Origin of the sequence: Ensifer sp. (assembly GCF_035999135.1) — a bacterium.
Lineage (GTDB): Bacteria > Pseudomonadota > Alphaproteobacteria > Rhizobiales > Rhizobiaceae > Ensifer.
In genome coordinates this window covers 1-21,025 of sequence record NZ_DASYGZ010000183.1, presented here as the reverse complement: position 1 = coordinate 21,025, position 21,025 = coordinate 1, and the positions used below count along the sequence as shown (strand labels likewise).

At 63.1% G+C, this 21,025-nt stretch carries 19 protein-coding genes and 1 tRNA gene; 9 read left to right on the top strand and 11 right to left on the bottom strand.

The window, feature by feature from the left end; all coding sequences use genetic code 11:
- Positions 1-939 (bottom strand): 1-deoxy-D-xylulose-5-phosphate reductoisomerase (gene dxr / locus VGO12_RS24240; RefSeq protein WP_327515287.1); only part of this gene is annotated, 939 nt, incomplete at its 3' end.
- Between the two features lie 217 nt (positions 940-1,156).
- On the opposite strand from dxr, the gene VGO12_RS24235 reads away from it, so the two are divergent.
- The 3 genes from VGO12_RS24235 to VGO12_RS24225 all read left to right on the top strand — a co-directional run bounded on the left by VGO12_RS24235 (position 1,157) and on the right by VGO12_RS24225 (position 2,693).
- Entirely contained in the window at positions 1,157-1,879 is a 723-nt protein-coding gene (locus VGO12_RS24235; RefSeq protein WP_327515286.1) for an META domain-containing protein, read from the top strand.
- A gap of 152 nt (positions 1,880-2,031) precedes the next feature.
- Positions 2,032-2,193: a Thivi_2564 family membrane protein gene (locus VGO12_RS24230; RefSeq protein WP_089044368.1), complete on the top strand. Its 162-nt coding sequence runs from the start codon at positions 2,032-2,034 to the stop codon at positions 2,191-2,193.
- A 131-nt stretch (positions 2,194-2,324) separates the two neighbouring features.
- Positions 2,325-2,693, top strand: coding sequence for a VOC family protein (locus VGO12_RS24225; RefSeq protein WP_327515285.1), 369 nt, complete (start codon positions 2,325-2,327; stop codon positions 2,691-2,693).
- Between the two features lie 184 nt (positions 2,694-2,877).
- Here the strand turns inward: VGO12_RS24225 and VGO12_RS24220 are convergent, their stop codons facing one another.
- Complete coding sequence (locus VGO12_RS24220) at positions 2,878-3,366, bottom strand: RidA family protein (protein ID WP_327515284.1); 489 nt, start codon at positions 3,364-3,366, stop codon at positions 2,878-2,880.
- Positions 3,360-4,082, bottom strand: a complete 723-nt coding sequence (locus tag VGO12_RS24215; RefSeq protein ID WP_327515283.1) for an SDR family NAD(P)-dependent oxidoreductase — start codon at positions 4,080-4,082, stop codon at positions 3,360-3,362. The genes VGO12_RS24220 and VGO12_RS24215 overlap by 7 nt, the downstream gene beginning before the upstream one ends.
- Positions 4,083-4,193: 111 nt before the next feature.
- Between VGO12_RS24215 and VGO12_RS24210 the strand changes: the two genes are divergently transcribed.
- Positions 4,194-5,096: a LysR family transcriptional regulator gene (locus VGO12_RS24210; protein WP_327515282.1), complete on the top strand. Its 903-nt coding sequence runs from the start codon at positions 4,194-4,196 to the stop codon at positions 5,094-5,096.
- Between the two features lie 9 nt (positions 5,097-5,105).
- Here the strand turns inward: VGO12_RS24210 and VGO12_RS24205 are convergent, their stop codons facing one another.
- Both VGO12_RS24205 and VGO12_RS24200 read right to left on the bottom strand, forming a co-directional pair.
- Complete coding sequence (locus VGO12_RS24205; protein ID WP_327515281.1) at positions 5,106-5,642, bottom strand: GNAT family N-acetyltransferase; 537 nt, start codon at positions 5,640-5,642, stop codon at positions 5,106-5,108.
- A 49-nt stretch (positions 5,643-5,691) separates the two neighbouring features.
- A tRNA-Arg gene (locus VGO12_RS24200) sits at positions 5,692-5,768 on the bottom strand.
- A gap of 251 nt (positions 5,769-6,019) precedes the next feature.
- On the opposite strand from VGO12_RS24200, the gene VGO12_RS24195 reads away from it, so the two are divergent.
- The 4 genes from VGO12_RS24195 to metH all read left to right on the top strand — a co-directional run bounded on the left by VGO12_RS24195 (position 6,020) and on the right by metH (position 12,515).
- The gene (locus tag VGO12_RS24195) at positions 6,020-6,916 is read left to right on the top strand and encodes an ROK family protein (protein WP_327515280.1); all 897 of its coding nucleotides are present in this window, start codon (positions 6,020-6,022) and stop codon (positions 6,914-6,916) included.
- A gap of 4 nt (positions 6,917-6,920) precedes the next feature.
- Complete coding sequence (locus tag VGO12_RS24190; protein ID WP_327515279.1) at positions 6,921-7,415, top strand: heme-degrading domain-containing protein; 495 nt, start codon at positions 6,921-6,923, stop codon at positions 7,413-7,415.
- Between the two features lie 9 nt (positions 7,416-7,424).
- The gene (locus VGO12_RS24185) at positions 7,425-8,579 is read left to right on the top strand and encodes an AGE family epimerase/isomerase (protein ID WP_414650771.1); all 1,155 of its coding nucleotides are present in this window, start codon (positions 7,425-7,427) and stop codon (positions 8,577-8,579) included.
- A 165-nt stretch (positions 8,580-8,744) separates the two neighbouring features.
- Positions 8,745-12,515 (top strand): methionine synthase, encoded by a 3,771-nt coding sequence (gene metH, locus VGO12_RS24180; protein ID WP_327515277.1) that lies wholly within the window; start codon positions 8,745-8,747, stop codon positions 12,513-12,515.
- A gap of 120 nt (positions 12,516-12,635) precedes the next feature.
- Here the strand turns inward: metH and VGO12_RS24175 are convergent, their stop codons facing one another.
- Together VGO12_RS24175 and VGO12_RS24170 are read right to left on the bottom strand one after the other, a co-directional pair.
- Positions 12,636-13,661 (bottom strand): DUF1254 domain-containing protein, encoded by a 1,026-nt coding sequence (locus VGO12_RS24175; RefSeq protein ID WP_327515276.1) that lies wholly within the window; start codon positions 13,659-13,661, stop codon positions 12,636-12,638.
- A 16-nt stretch (positions 13,662-13,677) separates the two neighbouring features.
- A complete protein-coding gene (locus tag VGO12_RS24170) occupies positions 13,678-15,096 on the bottom strand; it encodes a DUF1254 domain-containing protein (RefSeq protein WP_327515275.1) in 1,419 nt (472 codons plus the stop codon).
- A gap of 170 nt (positions 15,097-15,266) precedes the next feature.
- Between VGO12_RS24170 and VGO12_RS24165 the strand changes: the two genes are divergently transcribed.
- On the top strand, positions 15,267-17,486 hold the full coding sequence (locus tag VGO12_RS24165; protein ID WP_327515274.1) for an adenylate/guanylate cyclase domain-containing protein: 2,220 nt from the start codon (positions 15,267-15,269) through the stop codon (positions 17,484-17,486).
- Between the two features lie 28 nt (positions 17,487-17,514).
- Here VGO12_RS24165 and VGO12_RS24160 read toward each other — a convergent pair whose 3' ends face one another.
- The 4 genes from VGO12_RS24160 to VGO12_RS24145 form a co-directional block, all read right to left on the bottom strand.
- Positions 17,515-18,018 carry a YHS domain-containing (seleno)protein gene (locus tag VGO12_RS24160; RefSeq protein ID WP_327515273.1) on the bottom strand — a complete coding sequence of 168 codons (504 nt, stop codon included), beginning with the start codon at positions 18,016-18,018 and terminating at the stop codon, positions 17,515-17,517.
- 130 nt (positions 18,019-18,148) lie between these two features.
- Positions 18,149-18,739 (bottom strand): ankyrin repeat domain-containing protein, encoded by a 591-nt coding sequence (locus tag VGO12_RS24155; protein ID WP_327515272.1) that lies wholly within the window; start codon positions 18,737-18,739, stop codon positions 18,149-18,151.
- A 135-nt stretch (positions 18,740-18,874) separates the two neighbouring features.
- Positions 18,875-19,534 (bottom strand): aspartate/glutamate racemase family protein, encoded by a 660-nt coding sequence (locus tag VGO12_RS24150; RefSeq protein ID WP_327515271.1) that lies wholly within the window; start codon positions 19,532-19,534, stop codon positions 18,875-18,877.
- Positions 19,531-20,994: an MFS transporter gene (locus VGO12_RS24145; protein ID WP_327515270.1), complete on the bottom strand. Its 1,464-nt coding sequence runs from the start codon at positions 20,992-20,994 to the stop codon at positions 19,531-19,533. Before VGO12_RS24145 ends, VGO12_RS24150 begins: the two co-directional genes overlap by 4 nt.
- Positions 20,995-21,025 lie beyond the last annotated feature (31 nt).

The following is a 21,025-nucleotide window of genomic DNA, read 5'->3' as shown; positions in this document are numbered from 1 at the left end:
CGCCGGAAAACGCACTTCGTCCGGCGCCTCGAAATCGAGCCGCGACAGCTTGGCGAAATCGAGCCGCTCGATCGGCAGGTTGCAGCGGCTCGGATAGGCGAGCGCATAACCGATGGCCGTGCGCATGTCCGGGCAGCCGAGTTGGGCCAGCACCGAGCCGTCGGTATAGCCGACCATCGAGTGGATCACCGACTGCGGATGCACGATCACCTCGACCTGTTCGGGCCGAAGCGCAAACAGGTGTTTCGCCTCGATCATCTCCAGAGCCTTGTTGAACATCGAGGCGCTGTCGATGGAGATTTTAAGGCCCATCGACCAGTTCGGATGGGCGCGCGCCACGTCGGCCGTCACGTGACGCATCTCTTCGAGCGACTTGGTGCGGAACGGGCCACCGGAGGCGGTCAGGATGATGCGCTCGACCGCGTGGCGTTGATGTTCCTCCAGCACCTGGAAGATGGCATTGTGCTCGCTGTCAACCGGCAGCAGCCGGCCGCCGCCGGTCTTCACCGCATCGATGAACAGGCTGCCGGCGGAAACCAGGCACTCCTTGTTGGCAAGCGCGATGTCGGCGCCACGACGGGCGGCAGCAAGCGTCGGCGCGAGGCCGGCATTGCCGACGATCGCCGCCATCACCCAGTCGGCGTCGCGCGCGGCGGCCTCGATCAGGCCGTTCCTGCCGGCGGCGACTTCTATGCCGGTGCCGGCAAGAGCCGCCTTCAGGTTTTCGTACTGGCTTTCATTGGCCGTCACGGCAAGTTCGGCGCCTGCCTTCACCGCCTGCTCGGCGAGCAGCGGAATGTTGCCGTTGCCGGTGACGGCAACGACGTCGAAGCGATCGCAGCCGCCCAGGCGCTCGATGACGTCGAGCGTGTTGGTACCGATCGAGCCGGTCGAGCCAAGGATCGTCAGTCGGCGTTTCGCACTGTCGCGGGATGCCATGCCAATACCCATATCGTTTTTTCCGGATGCGATGCGCAGGCAGCGGCTTTCGTCGCGGGCGGAGCGCACGATCTTGGTGAGATCGTTCCGGGTTTTTTATGTTGTGCGCTAGGCTCTACAGGCGAAATCGGCCGGCAACAAGGGCACGGTCTTCAATCCGTCTCGTCCGCGGGCTAAGAATCGGATCTGTTTGAGTCGAAGCCCCGAGGAGTTCGCGATGCTGAAAACCATTGCCGCCGTTTCCTGCGCCTGCGTCACGATCGAGATGGCCTCGATGCAACCGGTTGCAGCGGAAAACGTGCCGAAACAACTCGTCGGCACCTGGCTCGCCGAAGACATCGGCGGGGGCGGGGTGATCGACAATCTGCAGTCGACGCTCGAAATCCGTGAGGACGGGACCTATGGCGGCATGGCCGGCTGCAACCATTTCACCGGCACCTTCAGTCTTTCCGGATCCAAGATCACCTTTGGTCCCGCCGCCTCCACGCGCAAGATGTGCGTGCCCGCGGTGATGAACCAGGAGCAGAAGTTCCTCCAGGCGCTCAGCCGTGAACTGGCATGGAGCATCGAGGGCTCGAAGCTCGTGCTTGGTAAGGCAGGCGGTGGCCTTGCGGTGAAACTGGCGTCGATGACCACGGCATCCGAAGGCAGCGACGTGACGATCCGCGTCCCGGGGGCCGACAGCGTGGACCGGCAGACGGTCCGCTACGACTGCGGCGGCAAGGCTGTGGAGGCGGAGTATATCAATGCCGGCCCGGTCTCGCTGGTGACCTTCACCATCGACGGAACCTTCGTCGTCGCATCGAACGTGATCTCGGGTTCTGGCGCCAGATATGCGGGCGGGCAGTATGTCTGGTGGACGAAGGGCGAGGAGGCGACGCTGTTTGATGCGATGAAGGGCGACGAGGACAAGGGGATCGCCTGCAAGCCCGCGTCCTGAAGTGCGAATGGCCCGAAAGGCACCACCCCAGATGTCGCAGAATTGACGAGCCGGCTACATAAGTTGTCGCTCCGATTGGAACTTTTGCCCTCGTCCCCTAGTTACAATCCCGACGCCATCGCGGCGCTGTTGTGTGAAAATGGGAGTGTTCCATGGGGCTGCTTATCGGAATTCTGATTACCTTCCTCGTCATCGTGCTGGTGCTCTACCTCGTCCAGCGCCTGCCGCTCGACGCGCGCGCCAAGCAGATCGTCCAGATCATCGTGATCATCATCGGCATCATCTCTCTGCTCAAATACCTGGCCGTCTTCTGACGCCGCCTTCCAGCGAAGTGCCAGGACCGCCGGTTCCAATGGGACCGGCGGTTTTTTGATGCGCGCTCGATGCTGACAGGAACTGACAGTCGTCTTGCCTAGGGTCGGGCATCGCAAACGGAGGCCCGACGATGCTGTCACCCAACCTGATCCTGCTCTATGTCGAAGACCCGACGCGAAGCGCGCGCTTTTATGCCGATCTCATTGGCCGCGAGCCTGCCGCCGCTTTTCCGAGCTATGTCGCCTTCGAGCTTGAAAACGGCCTGACCTTCAGCCTCTGGTCCACGCAGGCCAAGGATTTCGTCTCGTCCGGAACCGGTCACCGCGCGGAAATCGCCTTCATGGTGGCGGACGATGCCGAGGTCGAGCGGCTCCATGGGGAATGGCGCAACCGTGGGATCAGTATAGAACAGGAACTGATGACGGCCGTTTTCGGTCGTACCTTCGTCGCCCTTGATCCGGATGGTCACCGGTTGCGCGTCTGCCGGCCGGACGGCTGACGCTTGCAGGCGGGCAACAAAAAAGGCCGGGGCAAACCCGACCTTCCTCATCACCTTCGATCGACGCCAGTTCATCCGTGGTCATCAAGAAGGTATGGCTGTTCAATAGCTTTTGTTCGTGACAGGCAAATGACGAAGCGATTTTTTCGACCGGCGGCGTTGAACGCCGCCGGCCATCTCACATCTACTCTGCCACTTCGACAAGGAGCTCGATCTCGACCGGCAGTCCGAGCGGCAGGCTGGCGACGCCGAGGACGACGCGGCCGGACAGCATCTCCGGGCCGAAGACCCTGGCGAGCAGATTGGACGCACCGTCCGCGACTTTCGGGTGCTCGCGGAAATCGCCTGAAGTGGCGATATAGACACCGAGCTTGGCCACGGCGGTGACCCTGTCGAGTGATCCGAGTTCCGCCTTGATTGCCGACAGGCCACTCAAGGTGGCGATCTCTGCGGCACGCTGCCCTTCGTCGACGCTCAGTTCCGCGCCCAGCCGGCCGATCATCTGCGGCTTGCGGTCGATGACCGGCAGCATGCCGCTCAGGTAGAGCAGCTTGCCGATCCGGACCCCCTCGACATAGTTGCCGAAGGGTGTTGGCGGGGGAGGCAAGGTGATGCCGAACTCCCGCAGCCGCTGTTCTGCGCCAGCGGCGGGCGCAAGTGCCCGGTCTACCATCGGCCCAGATGCGCGCCGCCGTCGACGTTCAGCACCTCCCCTGTTATGCGCGGCGCCCTGGTCAGGAACATGACCGCATCGACGATCTCGTCGACGCTGGAAATGCTGTGCATCGGCGAGAGCGTGTTGAGGAAATCCTTCGGATTGTCCTTGTGGAGCGGCGTGTCGACGACCCCGGGTGCGACGACGTTGACGCGGATCGCGTCCCTTGCGTACTCCATGGCGATGTTTTTCGAGATCGCATTGATCCCGCCCTTGGTGAGCATCGCGACCGAGGCGTTCACGCCTGCGATCGGGTGATCGGCGAGCGGCGTCGTGATGCTGACGATGCTGCCGCCCCGTTTCTGCGCCAGCATTTGGCGGATCACCAGCTGGGTCGTATGGAGGAAGCCCTCGAGGTTCGTCGCACTCAGCTGACGGTAGTCGTCAGCCGTGTAGTCGACGAAGGGCTTGGTGAAGAAGATGCCGGCATTGTTGACGAGCGCGTCGATCGAGCCGAACCGGTCGATGGCGGTTTCGACCACGCGCTTGGCCGTCTGCGGATCGGCGATATCGCCGTCCACCCGGGCGACACGGTCCGAGCTGATGATTTCCTCGGACCGGCTGACGTTTCGCGAGGTGGCGACGACGTTATACCCTTCACTGAGGAAGGCGTTGACCAGACCGGCGCCGATACCCTGGGAGGCACCGGTAATGATTGCGACCTTGTTTGCCATTTGAACTCTCCGTGGTTGGATTGGCTTGGTGAGATCAATATGGACGAGGTGCGATTACGCGATTAGACGGAAATATCTGGAATTACATTTCCATCAGTGAAAAATAAACCCATGATCGATTTGAACGATATCGCGGTGTTTGCCGCAGTTGCCCGCTTTGAGAGCTTCAGCCGGGCGGCGCGCGCGCTCGGCATGCCGGTCTCCACCGTCAGCCGCAAGGTCACGGCGCTCGAAGAGCAGCTGGGCGTCACGTTGATCCAACGCACAACCCGCAAACTGAGCCTGACGCTTCAGGGGCGCGCCTATTTTGCCGAATGCAGCGAACCGCTGCAGCAGCTTCAGGATGCCGAGCGGGTCTTGGGCGAGGCGCAGAGAAAGCCCGAAGGTTTGCTGCGCATTACCGTTCCGATGACGCTCGGGCAGCCGCCCTTCTTCGATTTCCTGTCGGCATTTCTGACGACATATCCCGACATCGAGGTCGATCTTCTCGTCACCAACGTGTTCGTCGATCTCGTTGCCGAAAACATTGATGTGGCGGTCCGCTTCGGCGAGTTGCGTGATTCGTCGCTCGTTGCGCAGCGTCTCGGCAAAAGCACCCATATCCTGGTGGCGGCCCCCGAGTACCTCAGTCAGCACGGCCTCCCAACGCGGCCGGAAGACCTCAGCGGGCATCGCTGCGTGCTGGTCAATGCGCGCAACAACGAAGCCGAATGGCATCTCGTCAATGGCCGCGAAACGGTCAGCCTTCCCGTGACCGGATCCGTCTCGGTTCACGATGTCCAATCGGCGAGCGCCATCACCGAGCGCGGCCACGGCATCGGCCGGCTTCCGCCGATCTTTTGCGACAGCCTGCTTTCAAGCGGCAAGCTCGTGCGCGTGCTTCCCGAATGGTCGGCGCCCGATGTCTTCGTGCACGCGGTCTATCCGACGCGGCGGTTCCTGCCGCTGCGACTGCAAGTTTTCCTGCAGGAACTCAAGGCCTGGCGAGGTCCGGCGTGGCAGCCGCTGCGTTGAAGTCTGGCGTCAGGGTTCGATCACTTCGAGCTTTTCAGCAAAGACGCTGAAGCCGGTCCGGCGGTAGACGTCCTGGGCTTTCGGGTGATCCCACTCGTCCGTGTGCAGCCAGATGCGCTCGGGACCTCGGTCCCAGACGGTGCGCAAGGCGCTGTCGAGCAGGTACGGCCCAAGTTTACGGCCATACGCCTCCGGGACCAGGCCGAAATGGGTGAGCTCGACGTCCGACGTGTCGATGCGGTCGAACTCGCACAGCCCGAGTGCCCGACCATCCAGCCGCAGAATGAAGAGGCCCGTGGAGGGACTGGCGAGGAAGCGGTCAAGGTCTGTTGCCGGCATGCGCGAACGCTGATCCCAGCGCAGCGGATCGCCGACGGCGCGGTAGAGCCGCAGAAATGTCGCGGCATCCGGGCGTTCGGGGCGGACCGTCACGTGCTCGACGGGCGGCGGAAGCGCGTCTCCGGCCGGCCTGTTGAGCATCTCCATGTAGGTCACAAGCAATCGAACTGAGGTCGCCTCGGAGGCGCTTTTCTTGCTGTCGTCCACGGCGTCATCGCGGCATGCGCCGCGTCCAGTTCGATCGCGAAGTTTGGAGTGGTGATCCCGGCGCGATTCGAACGCGCGACCCCCAGATTAGGAATCTGGTGCTCTATCCTGCTGAGCTACGGGACCACTTGGATAGCACCCATACAAAAGCGCGGCCCCTTCGCCAAGTGTTTTTGCGTGGATGCGGGCCGGAAATGCTGTGAGACGCGGGCGAAGGGTACGTCCTCATCAACCGTCACATGGGTGTCCATCTGTCGATTTAAATCGATTGCAAAACGGGCTGGTCTTTCAGGTCTTTCGAATGCTAAGCAAAGCAAGCGCCGCTTGAGGAGGCTGGCGCTCCCCTTGAAGACCTTCATCAGAGACCTGATCCACATATGTTCATCGGAATAGATTGGGGCGGCACGAAAATGGAAGTCATCGCGCTTGGTCGCGATGGCGAGACGCGCGCCCGTCATCGCGTCGCGACCCCGACCAGCGGTTATGACGACTGTGTGCGCGCCGTTATCGACCTTGTTGCCGCGGCTGAACAATCGGCTGGCGAAAGTGGCTCGATCGGCATCGGCATTCCCGGCAGTCCCAATCCGCGCACCGGCATCGTGCGCAACTCCAATGCCGTCCTGATCAACGGCAAGCCGCTTGGCCGCGATCTCGAGGCCGCTCTTGGCCGCCCGGTCCGGCTCGCCAATGACGCCAACTGCCTGGCGGTCTCGGAGGCCGTCGACGGCGCCGGCAAGGACGCGCAGACCGTGTTCGGCGTGATCGTTGGTACCGGGCACGGTGGCGGGCTGGCGATCGGCAAGAAGGTGCATGCGGGCTACCAGGGCGTTGCCGCCGAGATCGGTCATTACCCGCTGCCGTGGATGACGAAGGACGAGTATCCCGGCCACAAATGCTGGTGCGGCAAGCACGGCTGCCTCGACATGTATGCCTGCGGCACCGGCGTCGAGCTCGACTATCGCCTGACGACGGGCGTCGAAAAGCGCGGACGCGAGATCATCGAGGCGAAACGCGCTGGCGATCCGGTGGCATCAGGCGTCTACGAGCGCTTCGTAGACCGGCTGGCGCGCAGCCTGGCGCTGCTCACCAACATCGTCGACCCCGATGTCTACGTGCTCGGTGGCGGCATGTCGAATGTCGACGAGATCTATGACGACGTTCCGCCGCGGGTGGTCGATTATCTCTTCGGCGATACGTTCGAAACCCCTATCCGCAAAGCCCTGCATGGCGACAGCTCCGGCGTGCGCGGTGCGGCCTGGCTCTGGAAGGACTGATAGCATGAACATCGAAAAGGACCTCGCCCGCATCGCGCGGCAGGAACAGGAATTGCAGTTCGAGCGCTTCGATCTCGATACGGCCTGGGAGCTCGGCGCGCTCCTGCGCAAGATGGCGGTCGAACGCAAGCTCGGCGTCGTCATCGACGTCACGCTGTTCTCGATGCAGGTGTTTTACGCGGCGCTCGAGGGGGCGACGCCCGACAATCCGAACTGGGTGCGCCGCAAGCGCAACACGGTATTCCGGCTGTTCAAGAGCAGCTATGCGACGGGTCGGGAGCTTGCCAAGGCGCAGACGAACCTGCAGGCCAAGCTCGGGCTGCCGGATGCCGATTACGCCGCGCATGGCGGCAGCTTCCCGATCGTCGTCCAGGGCACCGGCTGCATCGGCGCCGTCACCGTTTCCGGCCTGCCGCAGCGCGAAGACCACAACATGGTGGTCGAGGCGCTCTGCGCCTTGCTTGGCAAGGATCATGCCGCGTTGAAGTTCGAGGACTGAGCGTTGGCAGTGGATATCTTTTCGCAATCGCGCGTGCTGTCTCGGTGGCTCACCGACAAGGCCCTGCCGCTCTGGCGCGTCAAGGGGGTCGATGCTGCCGGCGGCTTCGTCGAGACGATCGACATGGCGGGTGAGCCGACCCGCGCCAATCGTCGCTCGCGGGTGCAGCCGCGGCAGGTCTATTGTTTTGCCGAGGCGGGACGCCGCGGCTGGTCGGGCGACTGGCGCGGTGCAGCCGAAGGCGGGCTTGCCTATTTTGACCGCGTCTTCAAGCAGCCGGACGGCTTTTACGGGGCTCTCGCCGACGCCGACGGCAATCTGCTCGATCCGTCCTTCGATCTCTACAATCAGGCGTTCGCACTGCTGGCCTTTGCCTACCTCGCCGAGGTCATCCCGGCGCGCAAGGCCGAGATGATCGAACGCAGCAACGCGCTCCGCCTTTATCTGGAGGCGAACGTCAAGCATCCGTTTGCGGGCTTCGAGGAGGGCAATCCGTCGCGCTTGCCGCTCGGCTCCAATCCGCACATGCACCTGTTCGAGGCCTGCCTTGCGAGCGAAGCGGTGGATGGGTTCGACCAGGTCGCCTGGGGCAATCTTGCCGACGAGATTGCGCATCTGGCGATGGATCATTTCATCGATGCCGAGACCGGCGTGCTGCGCGAATTCTTCGACCACGACTGGGCGCCCTTTGCCGGCGACAAGGGCCGGATCGTCGAGCCCGGTCATCTGTTCGAATGGGCCTGGCTGCTGCTGCGCTGGGCGGAACGCCGCGGCAGCGCCGAGGCGATCGTCAAGGCGCGCCGCCTCTTCGACCTCGGCGAAGCGCACGGCGTTTGCGCCAATCGTGATGTCGCGATCATGACGCTCTTCGACGATCTCTCGGTCGCCGATCCGATCGCCCGCCTCTGGCCGCAGACCGAATGGCTGAAGGCGGCCGTCCGCTTCGCCGCGCTGACCGGCGGTGCGGAGCGCGAACGTTATCTTGGGTCAGCGGGACGGGCCGCAAAGGCGTTGCAGACGTTTCTCGATACGCCGGTCGCAGGCCTCTGGCGCGACAAGCAGTCGGCCGAAGGGGCCTTTGTCGACGAGCCGGCCCCGGCGAGCAGTTTCTACCACATCCTTTGCGCCATCTACGAAGCCGAGGATTGTCTCGCGCGGCTCTGATTTGCCGTTTGATAACAGGCCGTTGTTCCGATGGCCCGCCGCAATCGCGGCGGGCCATTTTCTTTGCCTGATGGGCAAAAGTGATTGGATCATATGTTGACATAAAGATATCTTTATGTGACTGACATGTTTCGTCTTTGTCGTTTTCAGAACGGGAGATTTCCCATGTCCGCCATCAGCGCCCTTTTCGGTGACGTTTCCTCCAAACCGGACGGCTCCGAGATCATGCGCGCGCTGCGCAAAGCCGCCAGCGAACGCATCCTGATCATGGATGGTGCAATGGGCACGGAAATCCAGCAGCTCGGCTTCATCGAACAGCATTTCCGGGGCGATCGGTTCGGCGGTTGTGCCTGTCATCAACAGGGCAACAACGACCTCCTGACACTGACGCAGCCAAAGGCGATCGAGGACATTCACTACGCCTATGCGATTGCCGGCGCCGATATCCTCGAGACCAACACCTTCTCCTCGACGCGCATCGCCCAGGCCGACTACGGCATGGAGGACATGGTCTATGAGCTCAACCGCGATGGCGCGCGGGTCGCCCGCCGGGCCGCCAGGCGCGCCGAAGCCGAAGACGGCCGACGCCGGTTCGTCGCCGGCGCGCTCGGGCCGACCAACCGCACCGCGTCGATCTCGCCCGACGTCAACAATCCCGGCTACCGTGCGGTCACCTTCGACGATCTCAGGATCGCCTATGCCGAGCAGATCGGCGGCCTGATCGACGGCGGCGCCGACATCATCCTGATCGAGACGATCTTCGACACGTTGAACGCCAAGGCGGCGATCTTCGCGACCAAGGAAGTCTTTGCCGAGAAGGGCATCGAGCTGCCCGTGATGATCTCGGGCACGATCACCGATCTCTCGGGCCGCACGCTGTCCGGCCAGACGCCGACCGCCTTCTGGCATTCCGTGCGCCATGCGGATCCCTTCACCATCGGGCTCAACTGCGCGCTTGGCGCCAATGCCATGCGCGCCCATATCGACGAGCTCTCCGGCGTCGCCGACACCTTCGTCTGCGCCTATCCCAATGCCGGCCTGCCGAACGAGTTCGGCCAGTACGACGAGACGCCGGAGCAGATGGCGGCACAGGTCGAAGCCTTTGCCCGCGACGGCCTGCTCAACATCGTCGGCGGCTGCTGCGGCTCGACGCCGGCCCATATCAGCGCGATCGCCAAGGCCGTCGCCAAGCATCCGCCGCGCGAGATCCCCACGGTCGAGCCGCTGATGCGGCTGTCCGGCCTGGAGCCCTTCACGCTGACGTCGGACATTCCTTTCGTCAATGTCGGCGAGCGCACCAACGTCACCGGTTCGGCCAAGTTCCGCAAGCTGATCACCGCCGGCGACTATTCGGCAGCCCTTGATGTCGCGCGCGACCAGGTGGCCAACGGCGCCCAGATCATCGACATCAACATGGACGAAGGCCTGATCGATTCGAAGCAGGCAATGATCGAGTTCCTGAACCTCGTCGCTTCCGAGCCGGATATCGCCCGCGTTCCCGTGATGATCGATTCATCGAAATGGGAGGTGATCGAGGCGGGCCTGAAGTGCGTTCAGGGCAAGCCTCTGGTCAATTCCATTTCCATGAAGGAAGGCGAGGAGGCGTTTCTCCACCACGCGAAACTCTGCCGCGCCTATGGCGCTGCCGTCGTCATCATGGCTTTTGATGAAGTCGGCCAGGCCGACACGCAGGCGCGCAAGGTCGAGATCTGCACCCGCGCCTACAAACTCTTGACCGAACAAGCCGGGTTCCCTCCGGAAGACATCATCTTCGATCCGAATATCTTTGCGGTCGCGACCGGCATCGAGGAGCACAACAACTACGGCGTCGACTTCATCGAGGCGACGCGCGAGATCATCAAGACCCTGCCGCATGTGCATGTGTCGGGCGGCGTCTCCAACCTTTCGTTCTCGTTCCGCGGCAACGAGCCGGTGCGCGAGGCGATGCACGCGGTGTTCCTCTATCACGCCATCCAGGCGGGCATGGACATGGGCATCGTCAATGCCGGCCAGCTCGCCGTCTACGACGCGATCGATGCGGACCTGCGCGAGGCCTGCGAGGACGTGGTGCTCAACCGCCGCACCGATTCGACCGAGCGCATGCTCGAGATCGCCGAACGTTATCGCGGGCAGGGCGGTTCTCAAGGCCGAGAGAAGGATCTCTCCTGGCGCGAATGGTCTGTCGAAAAGCGCCTCGAACATGCGCTGGTCAACGGCATAACCGAGTACATCGAGGCTGACACCGACGAGGCGCGGCTTGCTGCGGCGCGGCCGCTGCACGTCATCGAAGGGCCGCTGATGGCCGGCATGAACGTCGTTGGCGATCTCTTCGGTTCCGGCAAGATGTTCCTGCCGCAGGTGGTCAAATCCGCCCGGGTGATGAAGCAGGCCGTCGCCGTGCTTCTGCCGCACATGGAGGCGGAAAAGCTTGCCAATGGCGGCGAGGCGCGCCAGAGCGCCGGCAAGATCCTGATGGCGACCGTCAAGGGCGACGTGCACGACATCGGCAAGAACATCGTCGGCGTCGTGCTTGCCTGCAACAACTACGAGATCATCGATCTCGGCGTCATGGTGCCCTCGGCAAAAATCCTCGACGTGGCGCGCGAGCAGAAGGTCGACATCATCGGTCTTTCCGGCCTGATCACCCCGTCACTCGACGAAATGGTGCATGTCGCCTCCGAGCTGGAACGCGAAGGTTTCGACGTGCCGCTTTTGATCGGCGGCGCGACGACCAGTCGCGTGCACACCGCCGTCAAGATCAACCCGCGCTACGACCGTGGCCAGACGGTTTACGTCACCGACGCCAGCCGCGCCGTCGGGGTCGTTTCGAGCCTTTTGTCACCGGAAGCGCGTGACAACTACATGGAAACGGTGCGGGCCGAGTACCGCAAGGTCGCCGATGCGCATGCCCGCAACGAAGCGGAAAAGCGCCGCCTGCCCCTGTCGCAGGCCCGCGCCAACCAGCACAAGATCGATTGGAGCGGTTACCAGGCAAAGGCGCCGTCCTTCCTCGGTACGCGCGTCTTTGAAAGCTGGGATCTGGCCGAGCTTGCCTGCTATATCGACTGGACGCCGTTCTTCCAGACCTGGGAGCTGAAGGGCGTCTATCCGAAGATCCTCGACGACGAGGCGCAAGGGGCTGCCGCCCGCCAGCTGTTCGACGATGCCCAGGCGATGCTGAAAAAGATTATCGAGGAAAAGTGGTTCGCGCCTAAGGCCGTGGTCGGTTTCTGGCCGGCGGGCACCGTCGGCGACGACATCCGGCTCTTTACCGGCGAGAATCGCTCTTCCGAACTTGCGACCTTCTTCACGCTGCGCCAGCAGCTGTCGAAGCGCGACGGCCGTGCCAACGTGGCGCTGTCCGATTTCGTTGCCCCTGCCGACAGCGGCTCCAAGGACTATGTCGGCGGCTTCGTGGTCACGGCCGGCATCGAGGAGGTGGCGATCGCCGAGCGCTTCGAGCGCGCCAACGACGACTATTCCTCGATCCTGGTCAAGGCACTGGCCGACCGTTTCGCCGAAGCCTTCGCCGAGCGCATGCATGAATATGTGCGCCGGGAGCTCTGGGGTTATGCGGCGGACGAGACCTTCACGCCGCAGGAGCTGATCGGCGAGCCCTATGCCGGCATCCGCCCGGCGCCGGGTTATCCGGCCCAGCCCGACCACACGGAAAAGGCGACGCTGTTCCGCCTTCTTGATGCGGAAGCGACGATCGGCGTCAGCCTGACGGAGAGCTATGCAATGTGGCCGGGCTCGTCGGTCTCGGGTCTCTATATCGGCCACCCCGAGGCCTATTACTTCGGCGTCGCCAAGGTCGAGCGCGACCAGGTCGAGGACTATGCAGAGCGCAAGCGCATGCCGGTGCGCGAGGTCGAGCGCTGGCTGTCGCCGATCCTCAACTATGTGCCGATGCCGGAGACCGAAGCGGCGGAATAAGTTTGCGATAGCGGATGACGACGGGCTGACCTCCGGCCCGTCATCGTCCGTCGCCTTCCGGCCCATCGTCAGGGGCGACAGGCAAAGCGATGAGCGCCGCACAATCGCGATGCGGAAAACCTAGTTTACCGGCTGCGGCTCGGGGAAGTGCCAGGAGCCGTCGAGGATTTCCTTGCGCGGCCGGTAGAGCCGCACCGTGTAGTTCCAGCCGTCGACCACGGGCAGGCAATTGGCGATCTTGCCATCGCAGCCGCCGAACTGGATCGAGACGCTGCCGTCGTCGCCCTTCCTGGCCGTGATGTTGTTGATCGCATAGGCGTCGTAGGGGTTCTTCTCGTAGAAGCCTTGCGCGTCATAGACGCTGACCGACCAGAAGGCGTCGACCGGCACATCCTTGACGGTAAGCCTGTAGACCGTCTTGCCGTCGTTGTTGGCCGGCGTGACGTTGAGATAGGTCGCGTCCTTGTCCGGGTTGCCGCCCCAGCCGGTTGCGGTGCCGATCAGGTGGCGGATCGGATCGACTTCCTCCCTGGTGCCGAAGGCCTTCTTGAAGTCTGGCATCGTCGCGCCAAGTGCGAGCAGCGCCTCGCGCACCTTCTTCTGGCTGGCCGGATCCCAGGCCGGGACCTCGAACTTGCCTGCATCTTTCTGGCTGACCTTGATCGCGTCCTGCAGGGCATGCACCTCGGCGATATCCTTCTTGTCGGCGGGATCGACCAGCGTGCGGATGCCGACGACGACGTAGCGTGTGCCGACCTTTTCCCTGGTCAGCGTCGTTTCGCCTGCATCGTAGACGACCTCGGGCACATAGTGATCCTCGTTGATCACCTGCATCGACATGAAGCGTTTTCCCGCGTCTGGCAGGGTGATGGTGACCGGGCCGGCATCGAGATCGAACACGGCCGAGGAATAAAGCGTGTCGCGGTTGAGGCGGATGACGGTCTGATTGTCGATCGAGGCCGGTTCGCGCCGGTGCAGGAACTTGCCGAAGGCGCCGTCCTTGACCATGCTGGCGGCGTACATGTCGCTCTCGGCGCGAACGAAGTTGTCGACGCCGACGGTCACGGGGTCGGCAGCGGTCGCCGTCAGTGGGCTGAAGCCAACAAAAGCTGCGGTCAGGGCAAGAGCGATACTGGATTTCGTCATGTCAGGTCCTCGGCGGTCAATTGACGTGGTGCAGGGCTGGCGCTTTCCATTTGCCGTCGAGCGCATCGGCTTTCGGCCAGTAGAGGCGCATGGCCATGAAAAACGGGCCGGTAGGGGCGGGCAGCCAATTCGGTTCCTTGTCAGCGCCCGGGCTCTCGTTTTGAACATAGAGCGTAACGCCGCCATCGCCATCCTTCTTCAGGCCGGCAAGCATCGGCGAATTGATCAGATAGCGATTGAGTGGATTGGCGTAGAGCAGGCTCGCCGGCAGTTCATAGAGGGTGACGGACCAAAAGGCATTGACGGGCGGCAGTTGCCCTGGCGCAAAACGCAGGGTGTATTTGCCGGCGCCGGTCAGCGGTTTCTTCTGATCGTCTACGAAATAGGCGGGGTAGATCGCCTCGTCCTTGGAATTGCCGTAGATGCCGAGCGCCGCACCCGACATGCGCTGCAGGTAGTCGTTCTTCAGGAATTCGCGGGTGCCGAACGCATCGGCGCTCGAGGCCTTGCCGGTGTCGATCATCGTCTCCTTGTGTTCCTTGAACGCGGCCCAGGCATCCGCCATGCCCTCAGTGATCGCCTTCTGGATGTCCGGCGGGAAGGCGCCGAGGTCGAATGTATTGCCTGCGCCGATGTTCAGGTCGGCGAAACGCTCCATCAGCGTGGTCTCGGACGGGTGCGTCGGGCAGAACTGCAGGATGAAATTGAGAACCCGGAAGAACTCGGGCGAGGTTTTCTCGTCGGCGGCGCTCAAGGGGGCAGTGAAGTCAACGGCGGGAGCGGCTGCCGGGGCGGGCTCGCCGAGGAAGCTCGACAGCGGCTCGACCTTGTAGCCGGCCTGGATCTTCTTGACGTTGTCGATGTCGCCGGGATTGAAGAGCTGCGTGCGGTAAAGCACGAAGGCGAATTCGGTTTCCGAACGGATGACGGTTGTGATGCCCGCAGGCGTCTCGCCTTTCCAGTTCGGGCCCGCAAGCAGATACGTGCCAGCCCCATTGCCAGTCGCACGGCTGCCGATATAGGCGAAATTGAAAGTGTAGAGGTCGATGAACTGCAGCGAATAATACCGGTCTTTCTCGACCGCCGGCACGGTGAAAACCAGCGGTTCCGCCCTAAGGTCGGCGCCGACGTAGGAATAGGGGGTATCCGAATTCGGCGTCTGGATCGCCTTGTCGTCAGGCGTGTAGACCCGCGCATTGTTGACCAGTTGGTTCCAGGGTGCCTTGAACTCCGGTCCGCCGCTATCGACGAAGTAGGAATGCTGGATGCGGTAATTGTCGACCAGCGGAAAGCCGTAGATGTAGGCGTCCTTGGCGATGGCGCGCGCCGCGTCCGCGGTGAGGCCGGTATCGGCGGCATCCGCACGCGGGACCTTGAGTGCCGGCAGTGCCGTCGCAAGGGCGCCGAGCACCAGCAGAGACCGTCTATTGAGCATGGCAGCTTCCTTTGGATGATCGCCGGCGATCGTGCCAGTTCGGCGAGGCATCGCAAGTACGTAACGGTTACGGCGCGTGCGAGGAGTCTCGGCCATGGGCTCCGATGGCGCCGACCGCCAAGCTGCGGTAACATTGAGGCTGGAGTACATCGCACGTTGAGAGTTCGTCGATGGAGCGCCGTCTCGCTGCCGTCCTGATCGCGGATGTCGTCGGTTACAGCCGCTTGAGCCGGCTGGACGAGGAAGGGACGCGTCTTCGATTCCAGTCGGACCTTTCCGATATCCTGGAGCCGCTGTTTCGCGAGCATCACGGTCGCCTGGTGAAGACGATGGGCGATGGCTTGCTGGTCGAATTCCGCAGCGTCGTCGACGCCACCCAATGCGCGGTCGAGATCCAGAGGCGCAAGGCGGAAGCGGAAGCCGGCAAGGCGCCAAACGGCGAGCGGCTGGATTTTCGCATCGGCATCAACCTTGGCGACATCATCGTCGAGGGCGAGGACATCCACGGCGACGGCGTCAACATTGCCGATCGGGTGCAGGGGCTGGCCGAGCCGGGTGGGATCGCCATCTCCGGCACGGCCTATGATCAGGTCGGTTCCAAGCTGAAGGTCGGTTTCGTTTCGCTCGGACGGCAGGCCGTGAAGGGGCTGGCCGATCCGATCCGGGTCTACCGGGTGCTTCTCGACCCCGAGGCGGCGGGCAAGACCACGGTCGAGAAGAAGCCGCGCCGCGCCGCGTGGGTGAAGGGGCTGGTTGTCGGCGCCCTTGCGATCGCCCTTGCCACGGCGGCCGCCTGGTGGCAGCCCTGGACATGGATCGGACAGGAGGGGGCGGGACAGCGTTTTGCCTATCCGCTGCCGGACCAGCCGTCCGTCGCCGTCCTGCCGTTCATCAATGTCAGCGGCGATGCCGAGCACGATCATCTCGCCGAAGGACTGACCGACGATCTCATCACCGAACTGTCGAAAGTGTCCGGCCTTTTCGTCATTGCCCGGCACTCGGTCTTTGCGCTGAAAGGAAGCGCCAACACGATCCAGGACGTGGCCGCCGAGCTTGGCGTGCATTATGTGCTCGAGGGCACGCTGCAGCGGGCCGACCAGCGGCTGCGCATCAACGTCAAGCTGATCGATGCGGTGAGCGGACTGTCGCTCTGGGCGGAGCGTTACGACCGGCAATATGCCGATCTGTTCGCGGTCCAGGACGATGTGATCGGCAAGATCATCGCCGCCCTCGAGGTGAAACTCAGCGAGGGTGAGCGCGACCAGCTGGCGCGCATCCCCACCGACAATCTCGAGGCCTATGACAACTACATGCGGGCCGAGCAGCAGGGGCTCATCTGGCGGGATGTCGACACCTATCGCCAGACGCTTTCCTATTACCAGCGGGCGATCGATCTCGACCCGGATTTTGCCGATGCCCACGCCGGCATCGCCCGCATCGCCGTCGACGTCTGGCGCAACGACTACAACTATCTCTGGTCGGCGGCGGTGGCCCGCAAGATCGCCTATGATGCGGCCGGACAGGCGCTGAAGCTCGATGCCAACAATGCGCGCGCCCATACGGTGCTGGCACTGCTGCAGCTGGTCGACGGCCGTCCGCTGGAAGCCAAGGAATCGGCGCTACGGGCCGTCGCGGCCCAGCCCGGCGATGCCGAGGCTCTGGCCAACCTGGCGCTGGTGCTTGCCCAGACCGGCGAACACGATCAGGCGCTCGACGATATCGATCGTGCGCTGAGGCTGGATCCGTCGCCGTCGTCGAGCCTGCAGCTGCTCGCCGGCATCGTCTATTACACGACGCGTCACTTGGAAAAGGCGATCCCGCTGATCGAAGCGGCCGGTGCGTCGCTGCCGAAGGCGGAAGCGGTGCGCGAGTACCTGGCGTCCGCCTATGCCCAGCGTGGCGACCAGCAGAGTGCGGCGGCGGAAACGGCCGAACTCCTGAAGCTCTTCCCGGACACGAACCTCAGCTATTACGGCTATCTCTACGACTACTGGCGCGAGGAGGACCTGTATCGGCATCTGTTCGGGCTTCGTGTTGCCGGCATTCCGGAATGGCCCTTCGGTTTCGTCGGTGCGGCCAGCGACCGGCTCGGCCCCGAGGAACTCAAGCAGCTGACCACCGACAAGACCTGGGTCGGCGTGCACAAGAACGGCACGAGCTTCCAGCAGTTCTTCGACAGCGCCGGCAACACCGCCTATCGCACCAGCAACACCAACATCACCGGCCGCATCGAGGTGAAGGGCAACCAGCTCTGCGAGAAGTATGACGGATATTTCCTCGACCGGATGGTCTGCGGCTATGTCTACCGCAACACGGCAAAAGGCGAGCGCACGGCGGACTATATCAATGTCACGCCGCAGGCCCTGAAGTTCTTCTCGATCGAACGGTAGGCGGGGTCCCTGATTGCGGGACAGCCGGTCAGCGGGAAGGCTTCGTCCAGTTGATGTTGGCTTTCTCGGTGATCAGCGTCTGTTCTACTTCGGACCAGTGCTTGCGCGAATCGACCACCTTGTTCGGGTTCTTGACCAGACCGTCGGCCGCGCCCGGATCGTAGCTCAGATAAAGCTTGTCCTCGATGATGCGCCAGGCCTTCGGATCGATGTTGGTGGTCACCGTCCCGAAGGAGACGCCGTCGGCGCAGTAGCCGCCATATTGCGGTGCATAGCGGGTCGGTTCCTTGACGAACTGGTCTCGGTGTTCGGCACTGGAAAACTGCCAGGTGGCGCCGAGCCAGCGGTAGCTGAACTCGGGCGACCCTTCGACAGCCTTGTTCTCGGTGAAGTAGGCGACCGGGTCGTATCCCTTGATCGCAACATCGCCGAAGTAGCCGGTGTTGACGGGCTCTTCGGCCAGCGACGGGCCGGCGGACGCAAAGGACGCCGCTGTCGCCGCGATCGCAAATGCTATGGAGTGTCGAGACATGCCATTTCCTCCGTTTCCGGATCCAGAGCATCCTGCCTTCAAGCCGAATCGCTCGGGGCAGAAAGAGGCTCTAGTATCAAAATACCAGAACGACCTTTGTGCGTTCATATGAACGCATGGCGCTCTGTTGTTACTGCCGTTTCGTGCATTCGCCATAAAGCCAGTCGCCGACAAGCTCGGCCTTCTGGCAGGTGGCTCCAGCCTTGAGAAGAAGCTCCGCGGCCGGCCAGTACGATCGCCAGCCGGCTTGCGTCAGCGGCGTGTAGCCGTTGCGTTCCTTGGCCTCGATGTCGGCCTTGTTGGCGAGAAGGAAGGCGACCACCTCGGCATGGCCCTCTTCGGCGGCTGCGTGCAGCGGCGACATCTTGTAGAAATTGGCGACGTCGTTGACCTGAGCGCCCCTGGCCACGAGCAATTTGACGGTTTCGAGATCGCCGCCATAGGCGGCCGCATGCAATGCGGTCAGGCCGCCCTTGTTGCGGATCTCGATGTCGGTGCCGCGATCAAGGAGGAGCGCGACCACGTCGTTGCGCCCTTTCAGGGCCGCAATCAGCAGCGCCGGCTCGCCGGCCGCGTCCGGCTCGGTGATGTCGGTTCCCTGATCGAGCAGTTGCTTGACGCGCCCTGTATCGCCGTCCCGTGCCGCGTCATGCAAGGGGCCGGCCATGGCTGTCGCGGTAAGAAACGCCACCGCGGCCAGCGAAACAAAGAGAGATTTCATCGCGCAACCTCCGCCCCAGCTTTGGTCTCGCCTCCTAAGGAACAGCGAAAATACCACAGGGTGGGCGGTGGAAACAGGCTTTCTGGTCGCCCGATCCATACTCTTTTTGGGCGATGATGGGCTCGCGGGCGCCGCTCAGGCGGCGACCTGCATCAGGTGAAGCATGCGGTTGATGGCGCTTGGAATGGGGGCGATGATCGGAGTCGAGAACATTGGCTGCAGATCGTCGGCAGCCTGGCCGAGCGGACCGCCACCGATGATGACGGCCTCGGCGCCATCGACTTCGACGCATTGCCGCACCGCCTCGCCGAGCGCCGAGAGCAGACGGTCCGGGTGCGCGGAGAGCGCGAGCGGGTCGCCAGGCGTGCAGCGGATACCTGTATATTGCGGCCAGACGCCGAGGTCGCGGGCGCGGTCGTCGATCGCCTGGATCAGGTCCGGCGTCGTAGTGGCGACGCCGAACCTGCGGCCGTTCTTCGAAGCCTCGATCATCGAGGCCTCGCAGATGCCGATGACGGGGATATCGAGCCGCTGCTTGAGGGCGGCAAGGCCGGGATCGCCGAAGGCGCTGACGACGATGCCGCGACATCCGGCGTCATGTTTTTGGCCGATCTCGACGACCTCGGCAGCAGCATCCGTCAATTGCTCCGGTGTCACGATCATCGACGGGTTCCGCATGGCCGTGGCGACTGCCACGGCCATGCGTCCTGATGCAGCCCGGCGTGCAATGGCGACCATCATGTCGCTGGTGGCACGCGAACTGTTCGGGTTGATGAGAAGGATATGTGTGTTCACGTTCTCAGTTCCGCGCCGACTTTGATTTCAGACGTGTCAGACTTTGCAAGGTCCGCATCGGCCGGCTGGGTAAGGTCTTCCATCGACATTCCGTAGGTCTCGGGGCCGAGCTGGATGCAGAAGGCGAAGACCGCATACATGCCGGCGGCAAGCCCGAAGACACCGACCATGCCGTAGACGTCGAAGAGGGCGCCAGCGATGGTGGGGACGAATGAACCCGCGGCCGAACCGGTTGCGAGGATCAGCGCCACGCCGAAGGCGCGGATGCGGGTCGGGAAGAGTTCGGGCGCGTAGATCCAGATCGAGGTGTTGAGCAGCAGCACGAAGAACTGGAAGATCGCGCCGAACATCAGCACCAGATAGATGTTGGTGCCGAGATAGGCGATCGAGACGGCCGCAAGGCAGGCAAACACGGCGCCTGTTGTCAGCACCTTCTTGCGCGGGAAGTAGTAGCCGAACATCGAGGCTGCGATGGCGCCGAGCACGCTGCCGCTCTGGATGATCATGCTGTAGAGCAGGCTGCCCTGCAGCGTATAGCCCATCGACACGAAAATGATCGGCATCAGCGTCAGCACCGAAAGCTGGGCGCCGTAGCTCATCAAGATGGCGATGGCGACGGGGATCGTGCGACCGATGAAGGGCGCGCGGAAGAGCTCCTTCCAGTCGCTCTTGGCCGGTTCCTCGTCCTTCAGGTGGTCCTTGGTGAGGTACTCCTGGACCTTGAGGTTGCGCGGGCGAAGCGAGCCGGAGGCCAGGATCGAAAGCACCTTGTTGGCCTCGTCGATCTTGCCCTGTGACGCAAGGAAACGCGGTGTCTCCGGCACGAAGCGACGGTAGAAGACAACGAGAAGAGCCGGCAAGGCGAGGGCGGCGAAGAGCCAGCGCCAGCTGTTTTCACCCGGGAAAAGCGTGAAGATCATCAGGCCGAAGGCGGGGGCGAGGAAGTTGCCGAAGCCGCCGGCGCCGACATTGACGAGGCCGGCCGCCGTGCCGCGGAATTTTGGCGAGCAGAATTCCGAAAGCATGGTGACGGCGGTGGAGATCTCGCCGCCGACCCCGAAGCCGACGATGGCGCGGGCAAAGCAGAGGGTGGCGAAGTTCGGCGCCATGGCGCAGGCCGCCGAGCCGATGGTGAAGAGCAGGAGGTTGATGGTCAGCATCACGCGGCGGCCGTAACGGTCGCCGAGGATGCCGGACAGCAGGCGGCCGATAGCGGCGCTGCCAAAGGTGATGGTATTGAGGAAGCCGATGTCGGTGCCGGTGAGGCCCCAATGCTCCTTCAGGATCGGGCCGGCGACGCCGATGGTGTTCTGCTCGAAACTGTCGAACAGGCACCCGATGAGCACGAGGGCGAGGATCTGCTTGTGGGCGCCGGTGACGCCGATCTTGGTGAAGGCTGATTCCAACTGTCTGATGACCGGCGATGACCTGCCGGAAGGCACCATATTTTCCGCTGCCATGGTTCGTTCCCCTTTATGGCTTAACAACGTG